The organism is Caballeronia glebae (assembly GCF_001545035.1).
In the GTDB taxonomy this organism is placed as follows: domain Bacteria; phylum Pseudomonadota; class Gammaproteobacteria; order Burkholderiales; family Burkholderiaceae; genus Caballeronia; species Caballeronia glebae.
Genome location: NZ_FCOJ02000063.1, coordinates 21,171 through 41,424 on the forward strand (window position 1 = coordinate 21,171; position 20,254 = coordinate 41,424).

Consider the following 20,254-nt stretch of genomic DNA (forward strand, 5'->3'; position numbering starts at 1 on the left):
AATGGCCGCGTTCAAACGCGGCGCCATTCGGTCGACCCACCCGGTTTGTCTTCAAGCGCAATACCGGCTTCGAGCAGTTCAGCGCGAATCCGGTCTGCTTCGGCATAGTTCTTCGCCTGCTTCGCGGCGATGCGCTCGGCGATCTTCGCGTCGATCTCTTGCGGCAAAAGTCCCTGCCCGGAACCCGTACCGCTTGCTTGCTGCAGGAATCCACGCGGCTCGCGCCCGAGCAGACCGAGCACGCCCGCGAGACCCTTGAGCTGGCGAGCGAGCGCGGCATCGCGCGTACGGTTCACTTCGCTCGCGAGATCGAACAGCACCGACACGGCTACCGGCGTGTTGAAGTCGTCGTTCATCGCAGACTGGAAACGCTGCGCGTTCGCTTCGCTCCAGTCAAGTTGCTGATTGTCCGGCTCGACATCCTTCAACGCCGTATATAGGCGCGTCAACGCGTTCTTCGCGTCGTCGATATGCACATCGCTGTAATTCAGCGGCGACCGATAGTGTGCCCGCGCAATAAAGAAGCGCACGACTTCCGCATCAAATTTTTCAAGAACTTCGCGGATCGTGAAAAAGTTGCCGAGCGACTTCGACATCTTTTCACTGTCGATCTGCACGAAGCCGTTGTGCATCCAGTAGTTCACGAACTGCTTGCCGGTTGCGCCTTCGCTCTGCGCGATCTCGTTCTCGTGATGCGGGAACTGGAGATCCATGCCGCCGCCGTGAATGTCGAACTGATCGCCGAGCAAGGTGCAGCCCATTGCGGAACATTCGATGTGCCAGCCCGGACGCCCGCGGCCCCACTTCGAGTCCCAGCCCGTGTCGTCCGGCTCGCCCGCTTTCGACTGCTTCCACAGCACGAAGTCGAGCGGGTCTTCCTTGGCGTCGTTGGCCGCGACGCGCTCGCCCGCGCGCAAGTCTTCGATCGACTTGCCCGAAAGCTTGCCGTAGTCGGCGAACTTGCGCACCGAGTAATTCACGTCGCCGTCTTTGGCCTGATACGCGTAACCGTTGGCGTGCAACGCATCGATCATGCCGAGCATCTGCGGCACGAACTCGGTCGCGCGCGGCTCGATGTCCGCGCGCGCCACGCCGAGCGCGTCCATGTCCTCATGCATCGCCGCGATGAAGCGATGTGTGAGCGACTTGATGGGTTCGTTGTTCTCGACCGCGCGACGAATGATCTTGTCGTCGATGTCCGTGATGTTGCGGACATAGGTCACCTTATAGCCGATCTCGCGCAACCATCGCTGCACGAGATCGAATACCACGAACATGCGCGCGTGCCCCACGTGACAATAGTCGTACACCGTGATTCCGCAGACATACATGCGCACCTCTCCGGCGCGAAGCGGCGTGAAGGTTTGCTTGTCACGCGCGAGCGTGTTGTAGATGCGCAGCGAGTTCATAGAAGGCGAGGCATGGGCCGGAATCAACCGTGTGCCGGGCAGCAAGCGGCGTGCGCGATGCGTGCGGGAGCGAAAGGACCCACACGCGAGCGCGAACACGACGGTCATGCGACCAGGACGGAGACGGCCACGAGTGGCGAAAGACAGTCTGGAGTCGGCGCGAGATGCTCGCCTGGATAACCAGGCGCGAGACACGTGCGCGGGACGTGCAGACCTTTTGTTAGAATGGGTCGGAGTATAACACCGGGGCCTGAGCCTATGAAATCTCGAAGCGGCCGCGCGGCGGGCATTGCAAGCCGCGCTCCGGGCCGGGCTGAAAGCCTTGCCGGACACCATGCCGCATCGGGCGTTTCTGCTCGTTCTCCCGTGCTCGCACGCATTCACGTGCTCAGGCGCTCGCCGTCCCTTTCGCCGCTTTCGTGGCTTCTTTCGCTGCATCATTCATTGACTCGATTCCAAGTGACTCATCGCATAGTGCGCAGGCCTCTGCAACTCTCTTGCCGGCTCGTTTCCCGGACGCTCGCCATCGCGGCGCTCGGCTTCGCCGCATGCGTCGGCATGTCCGGGGCCGCGCTCGCGCAGATCTCGACCGCCACGCGCGACGACACGCCGCAGATCGATTCGGCCATCGCGACCAAGGACTGGAACGCCGCGCTCACGCAACTCGACGCGCGCATCGCGAGCAATCCGCGCGATGTGCAGGCGAAGTTCAAGCGTGCCACCGTGCTCGCACGGCTGAATCGCGACGACGATGCCATCGCCGCTTTCACCGAGCTCACGCAGGCCTATCCCGAACTGCCGGAGCCGTATAACAACCTCGCCGCGCTCTACGCGAAGAAAGGCCACTACGAGGAGGCGCGCGCCGCGCTCGAAACCGCGGTCAAGGCGAATCCCGGCTATGCGCTCGCCTACGACAACCTGGGCGATCTTTATCTTCGTCTCGCGAGCGAGTCGTACAAGCGCGCGCAATCGCTCGGCTCGAAGAGCCCGCTCACGAGCCAGCGCATCGCGGCGATCCAGAACATCTACACGCCGCCGAAGAAGCGCGCGGGCGCGGCGAACGCTGCGTCGGGCACAGGCGCGGCCACCGCGCCGCACCCGGCCGCGGACGAATGGGCGCCCGCGTCCGGCGCCGCCTCGCCGACCATGCCCGGCCCCGACGAGTACGCGCCGTTCGGCGGCCCGACCAGCCCGCTGCCGACCACGCCTTACGTCGCGCCGCCAGCGCAGCCGTAAGCACGCGCGCTTCGCAGTCGACTGTTTGCATTCACCACACGAGGATCGATCCTTCATGAAATTCCTGATGTTGGCGCTGTCGAGCGCCGCCCTGATCGCAAGCGCACCGGCGTTCGCCCAGCCGAATGCGCAGGCCGCGCATCCCACCGTGCTCTTCAAGACCACGCAAGGCGACATCAAGGTCGAGCTGTATCCCGAGAAGGCGCCGAAGACGGTCGCGAACTTTCTTGATTACGTGAAGTCCGGTCAGTACAGCGGCACGATCTTTCATCGCGTGATTCCGGGCTTCATGATCCAGGGCGGCGGCTTCAGCACGGCATTCGCCGAGAAGCCGACGCGCGCGCCGATTCCGCTGGAGAGCAAGAACGGTCTGAAGAACGCCACGGGCACGCTCGCGATGGCGCGCACGAGCGACCCGAACTCCGCCACCGCGCAGTTCTTCATCAATACGGTCGATAATGCGGGTCTCGACTATCCGAGCCCGGACGGCAACGGCTATGCCGTGTTCGGCAAGGTCGTCGCGGGCATGGACGTCGTGAAGAAGATCGAAGGCAGCCCGACCACCACGCGCGGCCCGATGCAGGACGTGCCGCAAAAGCCGACCGTGATCGAGTCGGCCACCGTGGTCCTGCAGTAACCCGAAGCGCCTGTCGCTGGCCCGGCGCGCGCTGCGCCGGGGCTCAATCAAACACAATGGAGAGAAACATCATCATGGTCGAACTGCATACGAACCACGGCGTCATCAAGCTCGAACTGGACGCTGAGAAGGCGCCGAAGTCCGTCGAGAATTTCCTGAACTACGTGAAGAAGGGTCATTACGACAACACCGTGTTCCACCGCGTGATCGATGGCTTCATGATCCAGGGCGGCGGCTTCGAGCCGGGCATGAACCAGAAGCCTACGGATGCGCCGGTCAACAACGAAGCCAACAACGGCCTCAAGAACGACAACGGCACGATCGCGATGGCGCGCACGAACGATCCGCATTCGGCGACCGCGCAGTTCTTCATCAACGTGAAGGACAACGAGTTCCTGAACCATTCGTCGCCGACGCCGCAAGGCTGGGGCTATACCGTGTTCGGCCGTGTCGTCGAAGGCATGGACGTGGTCGAGAAGATCAAGAAGGTCAAGACCGGCTCGAAGGGCTTTCACCAGGACGTACCGGTCGACGACGTGGTGATCGAGAAGGCCGTGGTGGTCTGATCCCCGGCCATTGCATGATCGATACGAAGACTTCATTCGATCGCGAAGCAGCGGGCGCAGCGAAAAACGCGCGCCCGCTGTTTTTCATTGGCGACCTGCATCTCTCCGAAGAGATTCCGAGAACGGTCGCCGCCTTCGAGCATTTCATCGAGGTCACGGCGAACGACGCCGATTCGATCTTCATTCTCGGCGACCTGTTCGAGTTCTGGATCGGCGACGACATTCTCGACGGCCCCGCGACCGACGCGCGCGCCAATTTCGCGCGCCGCATGACGCGCCTCATGCATACGCTCTCGGAGCGCGGCATCGGCCTTTACGTGATGCACGGCAATCGCGATTTCCTGCTGGGCAGGCGCTTCATGAAAGATGCGGGCGCGCTGCCGCTGCCCGATCCGTTCGTGATCACCGCGTTCGGCAGACGCATCGCGCTCGCGCACGGCGACGGCCTTTGCACGGCCGATCACGCCTATCAGCGTTTTCGCGCCGTCGCGCGCAACACGTTCGCGCAACGGCTCTTTCTGGCATTGCCGTTCGAGACGCGCCTCGGAATCGGCCAGCGGATGCGTACGAAAAGCGAGGGCGCGCGTGTGACCGGCGTGATGGCGAAATACGACGTCACGAAGAAAGCCGTCACCCAGCTCTTCATCAATAGCCGCGCGAATACGCTGATTCACGGCCACACGCATCGCCCCGCGATGCATCGGGAAGTCGAAGGCGTGCGCTGGGTCTTGCCCGACTGGGAACTGGACGCCCACACGCCGCGCGGCGGCTATCTGCGCGTCGACGAAGAAGGCGTGCGCGCGCTGCCGCTCTAGCGTTCGAGGGGCGCGGCGCGCTCCTCCGCCAGCTTGCCGTCCATCGACGTGCACAGACGTTTGAGATCGACGAGCGCGGCGCCGTCGACTGGATTGAGCGCTTCCACGCGCGCACCGAGCCGTTCGAGCGCCGCGACGATCTCATCGACGCGCTGCGTCTGCGTCGACGCGTGATCGATCAGGCCGTGGATCGCGAGCGAAACGGGATCGTCCGCGTTCGGCGTGATGCCGTAAGCGCAGAAACCGCTCTTCGCGGGTTCATCGGATTTCTTCTTTTCGACGGCGGGCATCACGATGCGCGCCGGATTGCCGACCGCCGTGCCGCCCGCCGGCACCGGCTTCACGACCACCGCATTCGAGCCGATCTTCGCGTCCGCGCCGACAGTGAAGCCGCCGAGCACCTTCGCGCCCGCGCCGACGATCACGCCGCGCCCAAGCGTCGGATGGCGCTTCGCGCCGCGCGTGAGCGAAGTGCCGCCAAGCGTCACGCCCTGATAGATCGTGCAGTCGTCGCCGATTTCGGCCGTCTCGCCGATCACGACGCCCATGCCGTGATCGATGAACACGCGCCGTCCGAGCGTCGCGCCCGGATGAATTTCGATGCCGGTGAGAAAACGCGCGAACTGCGACACGAAGCGCGCGAGCCAGCGCCACTGCCCGCGCCAGCACGCGTTCGCCACGCGATGCAGGACGATCGCGTGCAGCCCGGGATAGCAGGTGATGACTTCCCAGGCGCTGCGGGCGGCAGGATCGCGCTCGCGGATGGCGGCGATGTCTTCGCGAAGTCGGTCGAACATGGCGATGTCTCTGAAGGGGGAACAGGCGCTTTGCACGAATCGCGCAAAGCTTATATCGGCGGTCGCCGTTTTTCGCCGATTGTAGGACGAGCGCGGACACTCTGCCCCGATGCCCCCGTTGGCAGCGCGGTCGCTGCGAGCAAGCACGCGCGTTCAGTCTTTTCCGGATCGAAGCAGAATGTGCTTGGCGATGCCGCGCAGGATGTTCACTTCTTCGCGCTCGAGCCCTGAACGCGCGAACATTCGCCGAACGCGCGACATCAGTTTCTTCGGATTGGCCGGATCGAGGAATTCGAGCGCGACGAGCGCCTCTTCGAGATGCGCGTACATCCCTTCGATTTCATCGCTCGCCGCGCTCTGCTCCGCCGAGTCCACCACGGCGAGCGGGCTCGCGGGCGTCTGCGTCTGGAAAGCGACTCTCAACTCGTAGGCGAGCACCTGGACGGCCTGCGCGAGATTGAGCGAGCTGTAGGCGGGATTGGCCGGAATATGCGCGAGCGCGCTGCAGCGTTCGACATCGGCGTTGGCAAGGCCGGTGCGCTCGTTGCCGAACACGAGCGCGATGTCACCGTGGCGCACGAATTCGTGCGCGCGTTCGGCGAGCGCTCGCGGCGGCATTTGCGGCGGTCCGAACTCGCGCATGCGCGCGGTCATCGCGACGGACCAGCGCACGCCGACGAGCGCATCGGCGAGCGTGTCGACGATGTGCGCGGACGCGAGCACGTCGTCGGCGCCCGAGGCCATCGCGATAGCTTCGGGCTCGTTCTTGACGTTGGCCGAGCGCGGCGCGACGAGCACGAGGCGCGCGAAGCCCATGGTTTTGAGCGCGCGCGCGGCCGCGCCGACGTTGCCCGGATGACTCGGCTCGACGAGGATAAAGCGCGTGGACGTGAAGCCGCCGGCGGGCGCGGAAAGTTCGTTGAGTTCCAAGGCGCGGTTCGTGCAAAAGTTGAAAAAGGTGCCAACCCGCTATGTTAACGCGCTTTGCCCAGGCGTCGAAACCGCGCGGGCACTTTCGGGTAAAATGTCGCCTTCGCGCGCCGCGAACGGTTTTTGCATCCAGTCGAACCTTCGCGCGAACGCCTCGCTCTTATTCAATTCGTCTTTCGTCGACATAGTCGTTGTCGCCATTTTTTTCGCCTGCGCGCGTTCGTGTTTCGCGAGCGCGTCCGGCGATCAGAGGATTTCGCTCATGCATCCGATGCTCAATATCGCTGTCAAGGCCGCGCGCCGCGCCGGACAGATCATCAACCGCGCGTCGCTCGATCTGGACCGCATCCAGATCACCAAGAAACAGCACAACGACTTCGTGACGGAAGTCGACAAGGCGTCCGAAGCCGCGATCATCGAGACGCTGCACACCGCCTATCCCGATCACTCGATCCTCGCCGAAGAATCCGGCGCCACGGATCGCGAATCGGAGTTTCAGTGGATCATCGATCCGCTCGACGGCACCACCAACTTCATCCACGGCTTTCCGTACTATTGCGTGTCGATCGCGCTCGCGCACAAAGGCATCGTGCAACAGGCGGTCATTTACGATCCGACGCGCAACGACCTCTTCACCGCATCGCGCGGCCGCGGCGCGTATCTGAACGAGCGACGCATCCGCGTCGGCAAGCTCGATCGTCTGGCGGATGCGCTGATCGGCACGGGCTTTCCGTTTCGCGACGGCCAGGGACTGAACGGCTACATGCGCCTTTTCAGCGAGATGACGCTGTCGTGCGCGGGCCTGCGTCGTCCGGGCGCGGCGGCGCTCGATCTCGCGAACGTCGCGGCCGGGCGTCTCGACGGCTTCTTCGAGCAAGGCATTCATCCGTGGGACGTGGCGGCGGGCAGCCTCCTCGTGGCCGAAGCGGGCGGCCTCGTCGGCAACTACACCGGCGAATCGGACTTCCTGTTCAAGAACGAAATCCTCGCCGCCAATCCGAAGGTGTACGCGCAGATGATCAAGATCCTCGACATGTACTCGCGCACGCGTCTGACCGGCGAATAAGCCGCATCGACGGGGCGCGTCTTGCGCCCCGCTGTTTTCCTTCCTCCCGCGCCCCGGGCGCGCCGCCTGCTCTGCAACGAATGCAGGGCTCCGTTACAGTGCAAGCTTTGCCCTCGTACCGGCAAGGGCGATGCGCGCTTTCTCCCGCCTGCCCCGATCTCACGCCGCGCGCCACACGCGCCATACGCGCCACACGTCACGCACGCTCATGAAGAAAGGCTTCTATACGATCATCGCCGCGCAGTTCGTTTCGTCGCTCGCCGACAATGCGCTTCTGATCGCCGCGATCGCCATGCTCGCCGTCGTGCATTCGGCACCGTGGGTCACGCCGCTGCTGCAGATCTTCTTTACGGTTTCGTATGTTCTGCTCGCGCCATTCGTCGGCGCATTCGCCGATGCGATCCAGAAGCGCCACGTCATGTTCACGTCGAACGCGCTCAAGGCGGCCGGCTGCGCGATGATGATCGCGGGCGTGCATCCGATGCTCGCGTATGGCGTCGTCGGACTGGGCGCGGCGGCTTATTCGCCCGCGAAATACGGTATTCTCACCGAGCTTTTGCCGCCGCAGAAGCTGATCGCGGCGAACGCGTGGCTCGAATCCGCGACCGTCGGCTCGACGATTCTCGGCACCGTGATCGGCGGCGCGCTCGTGAGCCAGGTGGTCGGGCGCTGGGTCGTGCATGCGCATCTGCCGTTCGTGAGCACCGCCGCGCACGCCGCGCTCTTCGCCGTGATGGTGATCTACGCATCGGCGGCCGTCATCAACGTGTTCATCCCCGACACCGGCGCGCGCTATCCCAACGTCCTGAACGAACCGACGAAGCTCGTCCACGATTTCTCCCACTGCTTCATGGTGCTGTGGAAGGACAAACTCGCGCAGATTGCACTGTGGGTCACGACGCTGCTCTGGGGCGCGGCCGTCACGCTGCAGTTGCTCGTGCTGAAATGGGCCGACGCGAACCTCGGCCTGTCGCTCTCGAAAGCCGCCGTGCTGCAGGGCGTGACGGGCCTGGGGATTGCGCTCGGCGCTGCGGCGGCGTCCGCGTGGATCGTGTTGCGCCAGTCGCTCAAGGTGTTGCCGGTGGGCGTGCTGATCGGCGCGGTGGCCGTCGCGATGGCGTTCTACAACAAGGACCTGTTTCCGGCCGACTCGGGCGTGCATATCGGCCCCCTGTTTGCGCCGGCGTACATCCTGATGGCGTATCCGCTGATGATCGCGCTCGGCAGTCTGTCGGGATTTTTCATCGTGCCGATGAACGCGATCCTGCAGCATCGCGGCGCGACGCTGTTGTCCGCCGGACATTCCATCGCGGTGCAGAACTTCAACCAGAATCTCGCCGTGCTCGCCATGCTCGGCGCCTACGCCCTGCTTTTAACGACCAAGGTGCCGGTGCAATGGATCATCGTCGTGTTCGGCGTTTTCGTGTGTTTGATGATGGCGCTCGCGATGCGTCGCCACACGCAAAACGAGCGCGAAGCCGATCTCGTTGCGTTCGCCGAGGAATGAACTTTGCTCAACGGTGTATTCTGGGTCGAACCCGCGCCGGCTCACGGAAGGAAGGGAGGGAACGCGGGCGGCGGGGTTGGGTCGTAACGTTATAAGCGGCGCGCCGCGGCCGATCGCGCCGAGTTGCATGGCGTATCGCGGTCCGGACCCGGCAAATTAATCCTTCGGCAAACGTCAATAAAGGAGCATGAAAATGGGATTGTTCACACGTTCGACGCTCGACAGCAAAATCGACGGCGCAGCCGACCTCGGCCAGCGCGCGGTGCGCGGCGCGAGCGACGCGGTCGATTCGGCGAGCAGCCAGTTGCGCAGCCTGCTCGATGATCTGGAAAGCTCGATTTCCGGAGCGAAGGACATCGATGCGGACAAACTCCGCAAAGAACTGCAATCGCGTTTGAAGACCGCGCGTTCGCAGATGAACGGCGCGAGCAGCGCGGTGTCCGGCAGGCTGAACGACGCAGCCGGTTATGCCGACGACTTCGTCCATGACAAGCCGTGGCACACGCTCGGCGCGGTGGCGGGTCTCGCATTGCTCGTCGGTTATCTCGCCGGGCGCGCGTAACGCGATCCGTCGTTCTCGAAAATCGCCGCTGGCACGGCAGTGCGTTCGTGCCGGCGGCTTGCTTTCAATACTTTCCCCTGGCTGCTGGTGGCGAGAAATAGAGTCCTCGACTCTACATTCGCCGCCTCACGTTGCGCGTGATGCCGGCCATCTCAGAGCGCTTATTCGGCTATTTTTTTAAGGCCGTGGCGAACGCAGTAAAACCATCCTGCGATCACGACCTGAAGCCGAGCGAGCCTCTTTCTCCCATTCGTCTCAAGAGAAAGAGCCGTGCTCTCCGAGCTTCGCTAATGTATGCCTTGTCGTGGTCAGAGCGTCGACCGCATCAATCGAAAGTAACGAAGACTTCACGGGCGACGGCAAGTCTGCTGCAACACAACTCCACCGCAGGCATGAATCGCCGACAGCCGGTCGAGATCCGTATCGGCTCCGTCGAAACCGCACCGAGAAGGCGAGCACCCTCCGCCGCGACACGGAGGTTAGCCAAAATAGCGTTAGCGTGCGCTTCTTCGTCACTTGCAGCGAAGAACGCTTGTAAGGCTCCTCGCATGCGCCAACGAAGTCATCCACCCGTCGAAACGATTCCAACACGGAACCGGAGCGAGATTGGCATATGTCCTCTAAAGCTCTAGAGCGAGTGATCCGGCCTGTACAGCCAGCGATGATGTAAACGCTGCGACTTCCATCATCGAACGCAGCGCCAAGCTCCGTTAGCCATTTCAAACGAAACTAAGCACTACAAATTATCACCAAACGCTTTGCCATCCAAACCGCGAAGCTCAACAGGAAAACGCGTCTCCTTTGACCAAACATCGGTCTCCAATCCGGAACTGTTGACCGTCATCACCCATCGATTAGTACATCGATGCAATGATTTAATCCTTTCCTACAAAGGAGCAAATCAGAATGGTACTTCCGCTCAGCGGCATCAAGGTCATCGACTTCACAGGCGTACAGGCGGGCCCGTCCTGCACTCAAATGCTGGCCTGGTTCGGAGCCGATGTGTTGAAAATCGAACTTCCAGGAAAGGGGGACGTGACGCGCCAGCAACTGCGCGACATCCCGGGTAAGGATGGCCTGTATTTCACGATGCTCAACTCGAACAAGCGTTCGCTGGAGTTGAACACCAAGACGCCCGAAGGCAAGGAAATCCTGACCAAGCTCCTGGAGCAGTCCGACATGCTCGTCGAAAACTTCGCGCCTGGTGCGCTTGAGCGCATGGGCTTTGACTGGGATCACGTACACAAGATCAATCCGCGGCTGATCTACGGAACCGTCAAAGGCTTTCCCGAAAACTCCCCCTATGGCGATCTGAAGACCTACGAGGATATTGCGCAGTCGGCCGGGGGCGCAGCCTCGACGACAGGCCTCGTTGAAGGCTCGCCACTTATGTCGGGCGCCGCGCTTGGCGACTCCAACACCGGCATGCATCTTCTGATCGGTCTGCTCGCTGCGTTGCTCCATCGCGAGAAGACCGGCGAAGGCCAGAAGGTCTACATGTCGATGCAGGATGCGGTTATGAACCTGTGCCGCATGAAGTTGCGCGACCAGCAGCGCCTGGAGCGTAACGGCGAGCTGACCGAATATCCGCAATATCCGCACAAGCCGTTCGGGGATACGGTGCCACGCGGCGAGAATGCGTCGGGCTCGGGCGTCCCGGGCTGGATGCTGAAGTGCAAGAACTGGAAGACCGATCCTAACGATTACGTCTATGTGATTTTCCAGCCTTGGGGTTGGGAGAATGTCTGCAACGTGATCGGCAAGCCGGAATGGATCACCGATCCGAAGTTCGCGACGCCCGATGCACGCATCCCGCATCTGTTCGATGTCTACGCTGCCGTCGAGGCATGGACGATCGACAAGGATAAGCATGAGGTCGTCGAAATCATGCGCAAGTATGAGATCCCCTGCGGACCGGTGCTGACGACCAAAGAGTTGTTGCACGACGAATCGCTGCGCGCTAACGGCTCGATCGTGGCTGTCGAGCACAAGGAACGTGGAACCTATTACACCGTGGGATGCCCGCCGAAGTTTTCGGCCTTCACGCCGACGATTACGGCTTCGCCTCTCCTGGGCGAGCACAACGAGGAAGTTCTGCTGGGACTCGGTTACTCGAAAGATCAGATCGCGAGCCTTCGTGAAAAGAAGGTGATCTGATTTTCTTTCGCAGCGGGCTACTTACTCACCGAAACGGGGATTCAATATGGCAGATACTATTTCGCAAGCAGAGCTAACGGATGGCTTCCATCTGGTCGTTCAGGCGCTGAAGCTTAACGGCATCGACACCATCTATGGCGTGGCCGGCATCCCGATCACGGACCTGGCGCGCCTTGCACAGGCCGAGGGAATCCGTTACCTCGGCTTCCGTCACGAACAATCCGCCGGGAACGCTGCGGCCATCACCGGGTATCTGGAGCAATGGCCCGGCGTGTGCCTGACCGTGTCGGCGCCGGGCTTCCTCAACGGCCTCGTGGCTCTTGCCAACGCCACGACGAACGGCTTTCCGATGATCCAGATCAGCGGGTCCAGCGACCGCGCGATCATCGATCTTCAGCAGGGCGACTACGAAGAGCTTGACCAGATGAACGCAGCCAAGCCTTTTGCCAAGGCGGCGTTCAGAATCAACCGTCCCGAGGATATCGGCATAGGTGTCGCCCGTGCAATCCGTGCGGCGGTTTCGGGACGGCCCGGCGGCGTCTATCTGGATCTCACGGCGGCGGCCCTGGCTGCAACCACCGACGCAACGTCTGCGCAAGCCGCCCTCATCAAGGTCCTTGACGCGGCGCCTGCCCGTATCCCGTCTCAGGGGTCGGTGGCCCGCGCGCTATCGCTCCTCGCAAGCGCACAGCGTCCGCTCGTGATCCTTGGCAAGGGCGCGGCCTATGCCCAGGCTGACGACGCCATCCGGGCGTTTCTTGAAGAGACGGGTATCCCCTTCCTGCCGATGTCCATGGCCAAGGGCCTGCTGCCGGACGACCATGCGCAGTCCGCAGCGGCCGCGCGTTCCCTCGCGCTCGGCCAGGCCGACGTCGTGATGCTGGTCGGCGCACGGCTGAACTGGTTGCTCGGGCATGGGAAGTCACCGCAATGGTCGCCTGACGTAAAGCTGATCCAGATCGACATCGAGTCCACCGAGTTCGACAGCAACCGCGCGATTGCCGCGCCCGTGGCGGGTGATATCGCTTCGGCGATGGCAGCGTTCAGGACCGGATTGTCCGCTACGCCAGTGCACGCGCCGAAGGCGTGGACGGAGGCGATCGGCGAACGCCGTAACCATAACGAAGAAAAGATGGCGGCGAACCTGCGCGCCAATCCGGACCCGATGACGTTCCAGAGCGGACTGCGTGCGGTGCGCGATACGCTCGCGTCGCATCCCGATGTCTATCTCGTCAACGAAGGCGCGAATACGCTCGACATCGCGCGAAACATCATCGACATGAAGTTGCCGCGCCGGCGACTCGATGCGGGAACGTGGGGCGTGATGGGTATCGGCATGGGGTACGCCATCGGGGCTGCGGTAACCAGCGGTCATCCGGTCGTGGCGATCGAAGGTGACAGTGCGTTCGGCTTCAGCGGCATGGAGATCGAAACCATCTGTCGCTACCGTCTGCCGGTGGTCATCGTGGTGTTCAACAACGGCGGCATTTACCGCGGCGACGATGTCAATCGCAGCGGCGGCGCTGACCCGGGTCCGACGGTCCTGATGGCCTCGGCACGATACGACAAGTTGATCGAAGCCTTCGGTGGCAAGGGCTACAACGTGACGCGGCCGGAGGAACTAAGCGCGGCGCTGTCCGCCGCACTCGAAGCCAAGACGCCGGCGCTGATCAACTGCGTCATCGATCCGCATGCGGGCACGGAGAGCGGTCACCTGAAGAACCTCAATCCGAAAAGCGGGCTGGCGGCGACGAAGTAGAACGCCGGGAGGTCATGTTGCCGGGGCGGCCAATGTTTCTGTGGCCGCCCGCCAGTCACCTCAAATCACGATGAGAAAAACAATGAACGCTTCAGCAGCAACCACGCGGCCGGACGGCCCGTTTTCCGATGTGCTCGTCGTCGATCTGACGCACGTGCTCAACGGCCCGTTCGGCACGAACATCCTGACCGATCTTGGCGCACGGGTGATCAAGGTCGAGCAGCCTGGTCATGGCGACGACACTCGACTCCTCGGCCCTTTCGTGGGCGACCAGTCGCTCTATTTCAGCTTCGTGAACCGGGGCAAAGAAAGCATCGTCCTCGATCTGAAGGCCGAAGCCGACCGTGAGATTTTCCTGAACATGGTGCGTCGGGCCGACGTTCTGGCGGAGAACTATCGCCCCGGCACGATGCAGCACCTCGGGTTCTCCTACGACGAGCTTTCGCGCATCAACCCGCGACTCATCTATGCGTCCTCTTCGGGCTTCGGCCAGACCGGGCCGATGGCCACCTTCCCCGCTTACGACACGATCGTCCAGGCCATGAGCGGCATCATCGATGCAACCGGTTTTCCGGGCGGCCCGCCGACCCGCGTCGGCACATCGCTTTCCGATCTGTGCGGCGGCATCTTCATGTTCAGCGGCATTGCAAGCGCTCTTTACGATCGCGAGAAGACGGGCAAGGGTGCGCATATCGACGTTGCCATGTTCGATGCGACGCTTGCGTTCCTGGAGCATGGATTCATGTCCTACTCGGCAACAGGGAAGGCGCCAGGGCGCATCGGCAACCGCCACCCTTATATGGCGCCTTTTGACATCTTCGAAGCGCGCGACAGGCAGTTCGTGATCTGCGCGGGCAACGATTCGCTTTTTGTGAAACTCTGCAACGCGATCGGTCGGCCGGAACTCTTAACCGATGCGCGCTTCTCCGACAACCACCATCGCATGGAGCATGTCGCCGACCTCAAGGAAGCGCTCGAAGTGACGTTGCGCGGACAGGACGCGGCTCACTGGCTGAAGGTGATCCATGAGGCGGGCGTGCCTGTGGGACCGCTGCTCGACATTGCCGAGGCGGCGGCGCTACCGCAGACGGCAGCGCGCAACATGGTGATCGAAGCCGGCGGTGTAAAAATGCCGGGCAACCCGATCAAGATCAGCAATTACGCCGATCCGGCGGTACGGCCCGGCGCGCCGTCGCTGGACCAGCACGGGGCCGCCTTACGCGCCGAGTTTGAGACAGACGGCCGCAGTTCATCCGCGCGGGGAGAATCCTGATGGACGTCGCAGTCGCCCCCCCGGCCGCACTCCCGCTGCGCGTCAATGTACGGCGCGTCGTTGCGCTCACCACCGTTTGCGGTTTCGTGGAGGTGATCGGGTACAAGGACGTAGGCGGGATCTATCCGGCCATCATGACAGGCAACACCGTGCAACTGGGCTGGAGTCTGGCACAGGGAGCATGGTCCCGGTTTGCGCTCCTTGCTTTTGCCATCGGCGCGTTTTTCATCGGCTGCATGATCGCGAGCCTGATCAGGCGTCACCTCAAGCGGCCGCCACTCGAACTCTGCATCATGGCTGTGTTGCTCGTCGTGGCCGGAATCGTTCGCGGTGATCCAGCGCTGCGGGTGTCCGTCGAACTCCCGCTTCTGGCACTCGCGCTCGGCATGCAGGGGGAGACGATCAGCCGGTTCGGCGCTGTGTCGTTGCAGACCTTGGTCGTGACCAACAACATGGTGAAGTTTTCCGACACCTTCGTCGGTCGTTACTTGAGCGGCAAAAATGCAGCGAAGCGGCCTTCGCTGGCGGACGTGCTCCTGCCGGGCCTCGCGTGGTTGACGTACAGTCTCGCGGCCGCCGTGGGTGCCATCGTTTCAGGCCTGGTGTCGCAACCGCTCATCATTCCGGCGCTGATCCTGGTTTTCGTCTCGTTCGATCTGATCCGGTTTCCGGACCATTGAACGCCCGGCACGATGAGGCCATCAGACCTTAACCAAACTTAATATGAGGAAGCGATCATGGCGGACACCGCGGCACTGGATACGTTGATCGTCGGGCAGGCCCCCGATGCGCTGATCTGTTCGGATCGGGAAGGCGCAATCATCCGCTGGAACACGGCAGCGGAAGCGTTGTTTGGCTATCGGGCCGACGAAGCGCTGGGACAGAGTCTCGACCTGATCATTCCGCCTCATCTTCGCGCTGCGCACTGGCGTGGCTTCAATCAGGCGATGGAGTCAGGCGCGACGAAACACCACGGGCACGCGGTCATGACCGGCGCGACGCACAAGGATGGAACCCGCATCTACGCGGAGGTCGCGTTCTCGCTCGTCAAGACCGACACGGGAGAAGTCACCGGTGCGGTTGCGATCGCCCGGCCGAAGAAACGCGAAGCCTGATACCGATCGGCTTTCGGGCACACTCCCCCACCCGCGCGGCGGAACGTTTGTGCGATCTTCTCAGGCCCAGTCAATGTGAATGCCAGAACCACCATCGAGATATGTTGATGGGTCATTCACCCGATAACAGCACGCCGATTCCGGCGCTGCCTCTCTTCTGGCCGCCGCCTTCCCGTTGATCGTCTCGAACGCCTGGACCACCTCCTCGTCCAACAGGTCGTTGATCCGCTACGATGGGCGGATCTGAGCGAGTTTTCGCACGGCCTTGTCGAAAGACCGTAAACTAGACCCCTTTGCCGGACGCGTTCGATGCACGAGCTCGTGCCTGTACGCGTCTAGCACCTGATTCAGCGTCAGATCCCGTTCGTCCGGCAGAGCGCCGATGTGGCAATCGGCCGCGTGGTCGCGGTGATAAGCATTTTCACGGGTTGTCGCGCCCCAAGTATTGACGACTTCGGCTGTATTCACGGCTCAGAGCCGTAGCTTGTAAGCTATGACACACGAATACGCCCGACATACTTTCTACTGGCGGCTGTTGTCGAGAAACGACCTCCGCCCAGCTTGACGAGATCGCCTAAAGGCTTGAGCAGCATGGATTTGAACGATTTGACCGAACCGAAAGACGCGCCCGTTAAGGGAATAGAAAACCACACGCCGATGATGCAGCAGTATCTGCGCATCAAGGCGGAGCATCCCGGCACGCTCGTTTTCTATCGCATGGGCGATTTCTACGAGCTTTTCTTCGACGACGCCGAGAAAGCCGCGCGTCTGCTCGATCTCACGCTCACGCAGCGCGGCGCATCGGGCGGCAATCCAATCAGGATGGCGGGCGTTCCGCATCACGCTTGCGAGCAGTACCTCGCGAAGCTCGTGAAGCTGGGCGAGTCGGTTGCGATCTGCGAGCAGATCGGCGATCCGGCGACATCGAAGGGGCCGGTCGAGCGCAAGGTCATGCGCGTGGTCACGCCGGGCACGCTCACTGACGCGGCCCTGCTCTCCGACAAAAGCGACGTTTATCTGCTGGCGCTCTGTCCCGCGCACAACCGCCGCGGCGTGGTGACGAGCGTCGGCCTCGCATGGCTCAATCTCGCGAGCGGCGCATTGCGCCTCGCGGAAGTCGCGCCGAACCAGGTCGGCGCGGCGCTCGAACGCATTCGTCCGGCGGAAACGCTCGTCGCCGATTCGATCACGGACATGCAGGCATCGCTCGGCGTGACGAATCCCGGGGCGACCACGCGCGTTCCGGTGTGGCACTTCGACGTCGGCTCGGGCACGCAGCGCCTGCGCGAGCAACTCGATGTCGCGAGCCTCGACGGTTTCGGCGCGCAGACGCTCACCTGCGCGTGCGGCGCGGCCGGTGCACTGCTGCTCTACGCCGCCGCCACGCAGGGCCAGCAGTTGCGCCACGTGCGCAGCCTCAAGGTCGAGTACGAATCCGAATACATCGGGCTCGATCCCGCCACGCGGCGCAATCTGGAACTCACCGAGACGCTGCGCGGCACCGAATCGCCCACGCTTTTTTCGCTGCTCGATACCTGCTGCACGACGATGGGCAGCCGCCTGTTGCGCCACTGGCTGCATCATCCGCCGCGCGATGCATCGATCGCTCAGACCCGTCAGCAGGCGATCGGCGCATTGCTCGACGCGCCCACGAGCGGCGGCCTCGACACGTTGCGCGGCGCGCTGCGCGCAATATCGGACATCGAGCGCATCACGGGCCGTCTCGCGTTGCTGTCGGCGCGCCCGCGCGATCTGTCGAGCCTGCGCGATACCTTCGCCGCGTTGCCCGATCTGCGCGCGCGCGTCGCGGCCGTGGCCGCGCATGCGCTAGCGTTGGAGCGCATCGACGCCGCACTGGAGCCGCCGCACGAGTGTCTCGATCTGCTGACGAACGCCATCGCTGCCGAGCCCGCCGCGCTGATTCGCGACGGCGGCGTGATCGCGCGCGGCTACGATCCCGATCTCGACGAGTTGCGCGATATTTCGGAGAACTGCGATCAGTTCCTGATCGATCTCGAAGCGCGCGAACGCACGCGCACCGGCATCGCGAACCTGCGTGTCGAGTACAACAAGGTGCACGGGTTCTATATCGAGGTCACGCGCGGGCAGACCGACAAGGTGCCCGACGACTATCGCCGCCGTCAGACGCTCAAGAACGCCGAGCGCTACATCACGCCAGAGCTGAAGACGTTCGAAGACAAGGCGCTCTCCGCGCAGGAGCGCGCGCTCGCCCGCGAACGCGCGTTGTACGACGCGCTGCTGCAGAACCTCTTGCCGTTCATAGCAGATTGCCAGCGCGTTGCAAGCGCGCTCGCGGAACTCGATCTGCTGTGCGCCTTCGCCGAACGCGCCCGCGCGCTCGACTGGGTCGCGCCGGAATTCACGGCCGATGCGGGCATCGATGTCGAACAGGGACGGCATCCGGTCGTCGAGGCGCAGGTCGAGCAATTCATCGCCAACGACTGTTGTCTCAGCCAGGACCGCAAGCTTCTGCTCATCACCGGCCCGAACATGGGCGGTAAATCGACCTTCATGCGTCAGACCGCGTTGATCGCGCTGATGGCCCATGTCGGCAGTTATGTGCCCGCCAGGCGCGCGCGTTTCGGCGCGCTCGATCGCATCTTCACGCGCATCGGCGCGGCCGACGATCTCGCGGGCGGGCGCTCGACCTTCATGGTCGAGATGACCGAGGCAGCGGCGATTCTCAATGACGCGAGCGCATCGAGCCTCGTCCTGATGGACGAAATCGGGCGCGGTACCTCGACCTTCGACGGCCTCGCGCTCGCGTGGGCTATCGCGCGGCATCTGCTCACGCACAACGCCTGCTACACGCTCTTTGCGACGCACTACTTCGAGCTGACGCAGTTGCCCGCGGAATTCGCGCAGGCGGCGAACGTGCATCTGTCGGCGGTCGAGCACGATCACGGCATCGTGTTCCTGCACGCGGTGAGCGAAGGTCCGGCCAATCAGAGCTACGGTTTGCAGGTCGCGCAACTGGCCGGCGTGCCCGGCGCGGTGATCCGCGCGGCGCGCAAGCATCTCGTACATCTGGAGCAGCAATCGATCAGCCAGCCGGCCGCGCAATTCGACCTGTTCGCGAGCCGGCCGTATTCGCCCGATGAACACGACGCACCGCCCGCCGATGAAAAAGCGCAAGCGCCGGAACATCCGCTGATGGAAAAGCTGCGCGCGCTCGATCCGAACGATCTGCGTCCGCGCGAAGCGCTCGATCTGCTCTACGAACTGCATGAACTGGCGAAACGCCCGCCGGATGCCTCGCATTGAGCGTGACGCTCCGCGCGTCCAAGGTGCCGCCGCGGCACGTCTGACGAGCGCCCTGACGATCGTCGTCGCGCTTCTGTGCGGCGCGATCGCGCAGGCGCACGCCGAAGGCAACGCGCCGCTCGGCTTCGCCGTCATTTCCGATGCCATCTCCCGCCCCGCCGACGAAGCGCCCGTGCGCCGCATGCTCGACGCGATCGGGCGCGACGGCAGCATCGCGTTCATCGTGTACGACGGCAATTTCAAGGACGGCGGCGAGCAGTGCCGCGACAGCATCTATCAGTCGCGACACGATCTGCTGGACGCGTCGCGCACGCCGCTCGTGCTGCTGCTCGGCCAGCACGACTGGGCCGATTGCGGGCTCGCGCATGCGGGTGCATACGATCCGGTCGAGCGGCTCGACTTCGTGCGTCAGCTCTTCTTCGCCGATCCCAATTCGCTCGGACAAAGCCCGCTCACGCTTTCGCGCGAAAGCGATGTCGCACGCTTTCGCACGTTCCGGGAAATCGTGCGCTGGCAAGCGCAGGGCATCGCATTCATCGGCCTGAACGCGCCGAGTCCGAACAATCACTATCTGACCGCGGGCGGGCGCAACGGCGAGTTCGAGGATCGCGCCGTCGCGACGACTTTCTGGCTCGAACACGCGGCGGAATCGGCGCGACGCACCGAGATGCGCGCCCTCGTTGTCCTGCTGCAGGGCGATCCGGACTTTTCGCGCTACGAGCGGCGCGAGCGCTTCTCGTGGCTGCGCTTCTCGCGCGCGAACCAGCCGCGCGACGGCTTCCTCGAACTGAAGCGCAGCCTCGTCAAGGCGGCCGAGATCTTCCGCGGGCCCGTCGTCGTGATTCACGGCACGGACGCCACCGAGCCGAACGGCTTTCACATCGATCAGCCTTTGCGCAATGACAAGGGCTTGATCGTCACGAATCTCACGCGCGTCGCGATCGCGTTCAAAAAGCCGCAATCGCAATGGCTCGAAGTGCAGAGCGATGCGCAATGGCATCCGCCGTTTCGACTGCGCCTGCGCGATGTGAAGGACACGCACGCGCGAGAATCGGCCGCACCGCGACCTGAGGCGCCGGCTGCGTCCTACCCCGCTCCGTATCCCGCGCCTCAGCCCACGACGCCCGCACAGGCGCCGCC

At 63.2% G+C, this 20,254-nt stretch carries 17 protein-coding genes; 14 read left to right on the forward strand and 3 right to left on the reverse strand.

The window, feature by feature from the left end; translation table 11 throughout:
* Positions 1–11: 11 nt before the first annotated feature.
* Complete coding sequence (gene cysS / locus AWB82_RS30275; protein WP_086972992.1) at positions 12–1,409, reverse strand: cysteine--tRNA ligase; 1,398 nt, start codon at positions 1,407–1,409, stop codon at positions 12–14.
* 459 nt (positions 1,410–1,868) lie between these two features.
* Here cysS and AWB82_RS30280 point away from each other — a divergent pair, with 459 nt between their 5' ends.
* The 4 genes from AWB82_RS30280 (at position 1,869) to AWB82_RS30295 (ending at position 4,663) form a co-directional block, all read left to right on the forward strand.
* Complete coding sequence (locus tag AWB82_RS30280) at positions 1,869–2,645, forward strand: tetratricopeptide repeat protein (protein ID WP_086973008.1); 777 nt, start codon at positions 1,869–1,871, stop codon at positions 2,643–2,645.
* Between the two features lie 55 nt (positions 2,646–2,700).
* Positions 2,701–3,282 (forward strand): peptidylprolyl isomerase, encoded by a 582-nt coding sequence (locus tag AWB82_RS30285; protein ID WP_086972993.1) that lies wholly within the window; start codon positions 2,701–2,703, stop codon positions 3,280–3,282.
* Between the two features lie 74 nt (positions 3,283–3,356).
* Entirely contained in the window at positions 3,357–3,848 is a 492-nt protein-coding gene (locus AWB82_RS30290) for a peptidylprolyl isomerase (protein WP_086972994.1), read from the forward strand.
* Between the two features lie 14 nt (positions 3,849–3,862).
* The gene (locus AWB82_RS30295) at positions 3,863–4,663 is read left to right on the forward strand and encodes a UDP-2,3-diacylglucosamine diphosphatase (RefSeq protein ID WP_086972995.1); all 801 of its coding nucleotides are present in this window, start codon (positions 3,863–3,865) and stop codon (positions 4,661–4,663) included.
* Here AWB82_RS30295 and cysE read toward each other — a convergent pair.
* Positions 4,660–5,460 carry a serine O-acetyltransferase gene (gene cysE, locus AWB82_RS30300; protein WP_086972996.1) on the reverse strand — a complete coding sequence of 267 codons (801 nt, stop codon included), beginning with the start codon at positions 5,458–5,460 and terminating at the stop codon, positions 4,660–4,662. The two genes, AWB82_RS30295 and cysE, sit on opposite strands and share 4 nt — an antisense overlap.
* Positions 5,461–5,613: 153 nt before the next feature.
* Complete coding sequence (locus AWB82_RS30305) at positions 5,614–6,390, reverse strand: RNA methyltransferase (RefSeq protein WP_086972997.1); 777 nt, start codon at positions 6,388–6,390, stop codon at positions 5,614–5,616.
* A gap of 262 nt (positions 6,391–6,652) precedes the next feature.
* Between AWB82_RS30305 and AWB82_RS30310 the strand changes: the two genes are divergently transcribed.
* The 10 genes from AWB82_RS30310 to AWB82_RS30355 form a co-directional block, all read left to right on the forward strand.
* Positions 6,653–7,456, forward strand: a complete 804-nt coding sequence (locus AWB82_RS30310) for an inositol monophosphatase family protein (RefSeq protein WP_086973009.1) — start codon at positions 6,653–6,655, stop codon at positions 7,454–7,456.
* A 208-nt stretch (positions 7,457–7,664) separates the two neighbouring features.
* Positions 7,665–8,963, forward strand: coding sequence for a lysophospholipid transporter LplT (gene lplT, locus AWB82_RS30315; protein WP_086972998.1), 1,299 nt, complete (start codon positions 7,665–7,667; stop codon positions 8,961–8,963).
* A gap of 193 nt (positions 8,964–9,156) precedes the next feature.
* A complete protein-coding gene (locus AWB82_RS30320) occupies positions 9,157–9,525 on the forward strand; it encodes a DUF883 family protein (protein WP_086972999.1) in 369 nt (122 codons plus the stop codon).
* Positions 9,526–10,431: 906 nt separating this feature from the next.
* A complete protein-coding gene (frc, locus tag AWB82_RS30325; RefSeq protein ID WP_086973000.1) occupies positions 10,432–11,682 on the forward strand; it encodes a formyl-CoA transferase in 1,251 nt (416 codons plus the stop codon).
* A 46-nt stretch (positions 11,683–11,728) separates the two neighbouring features.
* Positions 11,729–13,441, forward strand: coding sequence for an oxalyl-CoA decarboxylase (oxc, locus tag AWB82_RS30330; protein ID WP_086973001.1), 1,713 nt, complete (start codon positions 11,729–11,731; stop codon positions 13,439–13,441).
* Between the two features lie 82 nt (positions 13,442–13,523).
* Positions 13,524–14,714, forward strand: coding sequence for a CoA:oxalate CoA-transferase (yfdE, locus tag AWB82_RS30335; RefSeq protein WP_086973002.1), 1,191 nt, complete (start codon positions 13,524–13,526; stop codon positions 14,712–14,714).
* Positions 14,714–15,394 carry a YoaK family protein gene (locus tag AWB82_RS30340; protein WP_086973003.1) on the forward strand — a complete coding sequence of 227 codons (681 nt, stop codon included), beginning with the start codon at positions 14,714–14,716 and terminating at the stop codon, positions 15,392–15,394. The genes yfdE and AWB82_RS30340 overlap by 1 nt, the downstream gene beginning before the upstream one ends.
* Positions 15,395–15,451: 57 nt before the next feature.
* Positions 15,452–15,829, forward strand: coding sequence for a PAS domain S-box protein (locus AWB82_RS30345; RefSeq protein WP_086973004.1), 378 nt, complete (start codon positions 15,452–15,454; stop codon positions 15,827–15,829).
* A 591-nt stretch (positions 15,830–16,420) separates the two neighbouring features.
* Entirely contained in the window at positions 16,421–19,114 is a 2,694-nt protein-coding gene (gene mutS, locus AWB82_RS30350) for a DNA mismatch repair protein MutS (protein WP_086973005.1), read from the forward strand.
* On the forward strand, positions 19,101–20,254 hold a 1,154-nt coding region (locus tag AWB82_RS30355), incomplete at its 3' end, for a hypothetical protein (protein WP_200818231.1). The genes mutS and AWB82_RS30355, both read left to right, overlap by 14 nt.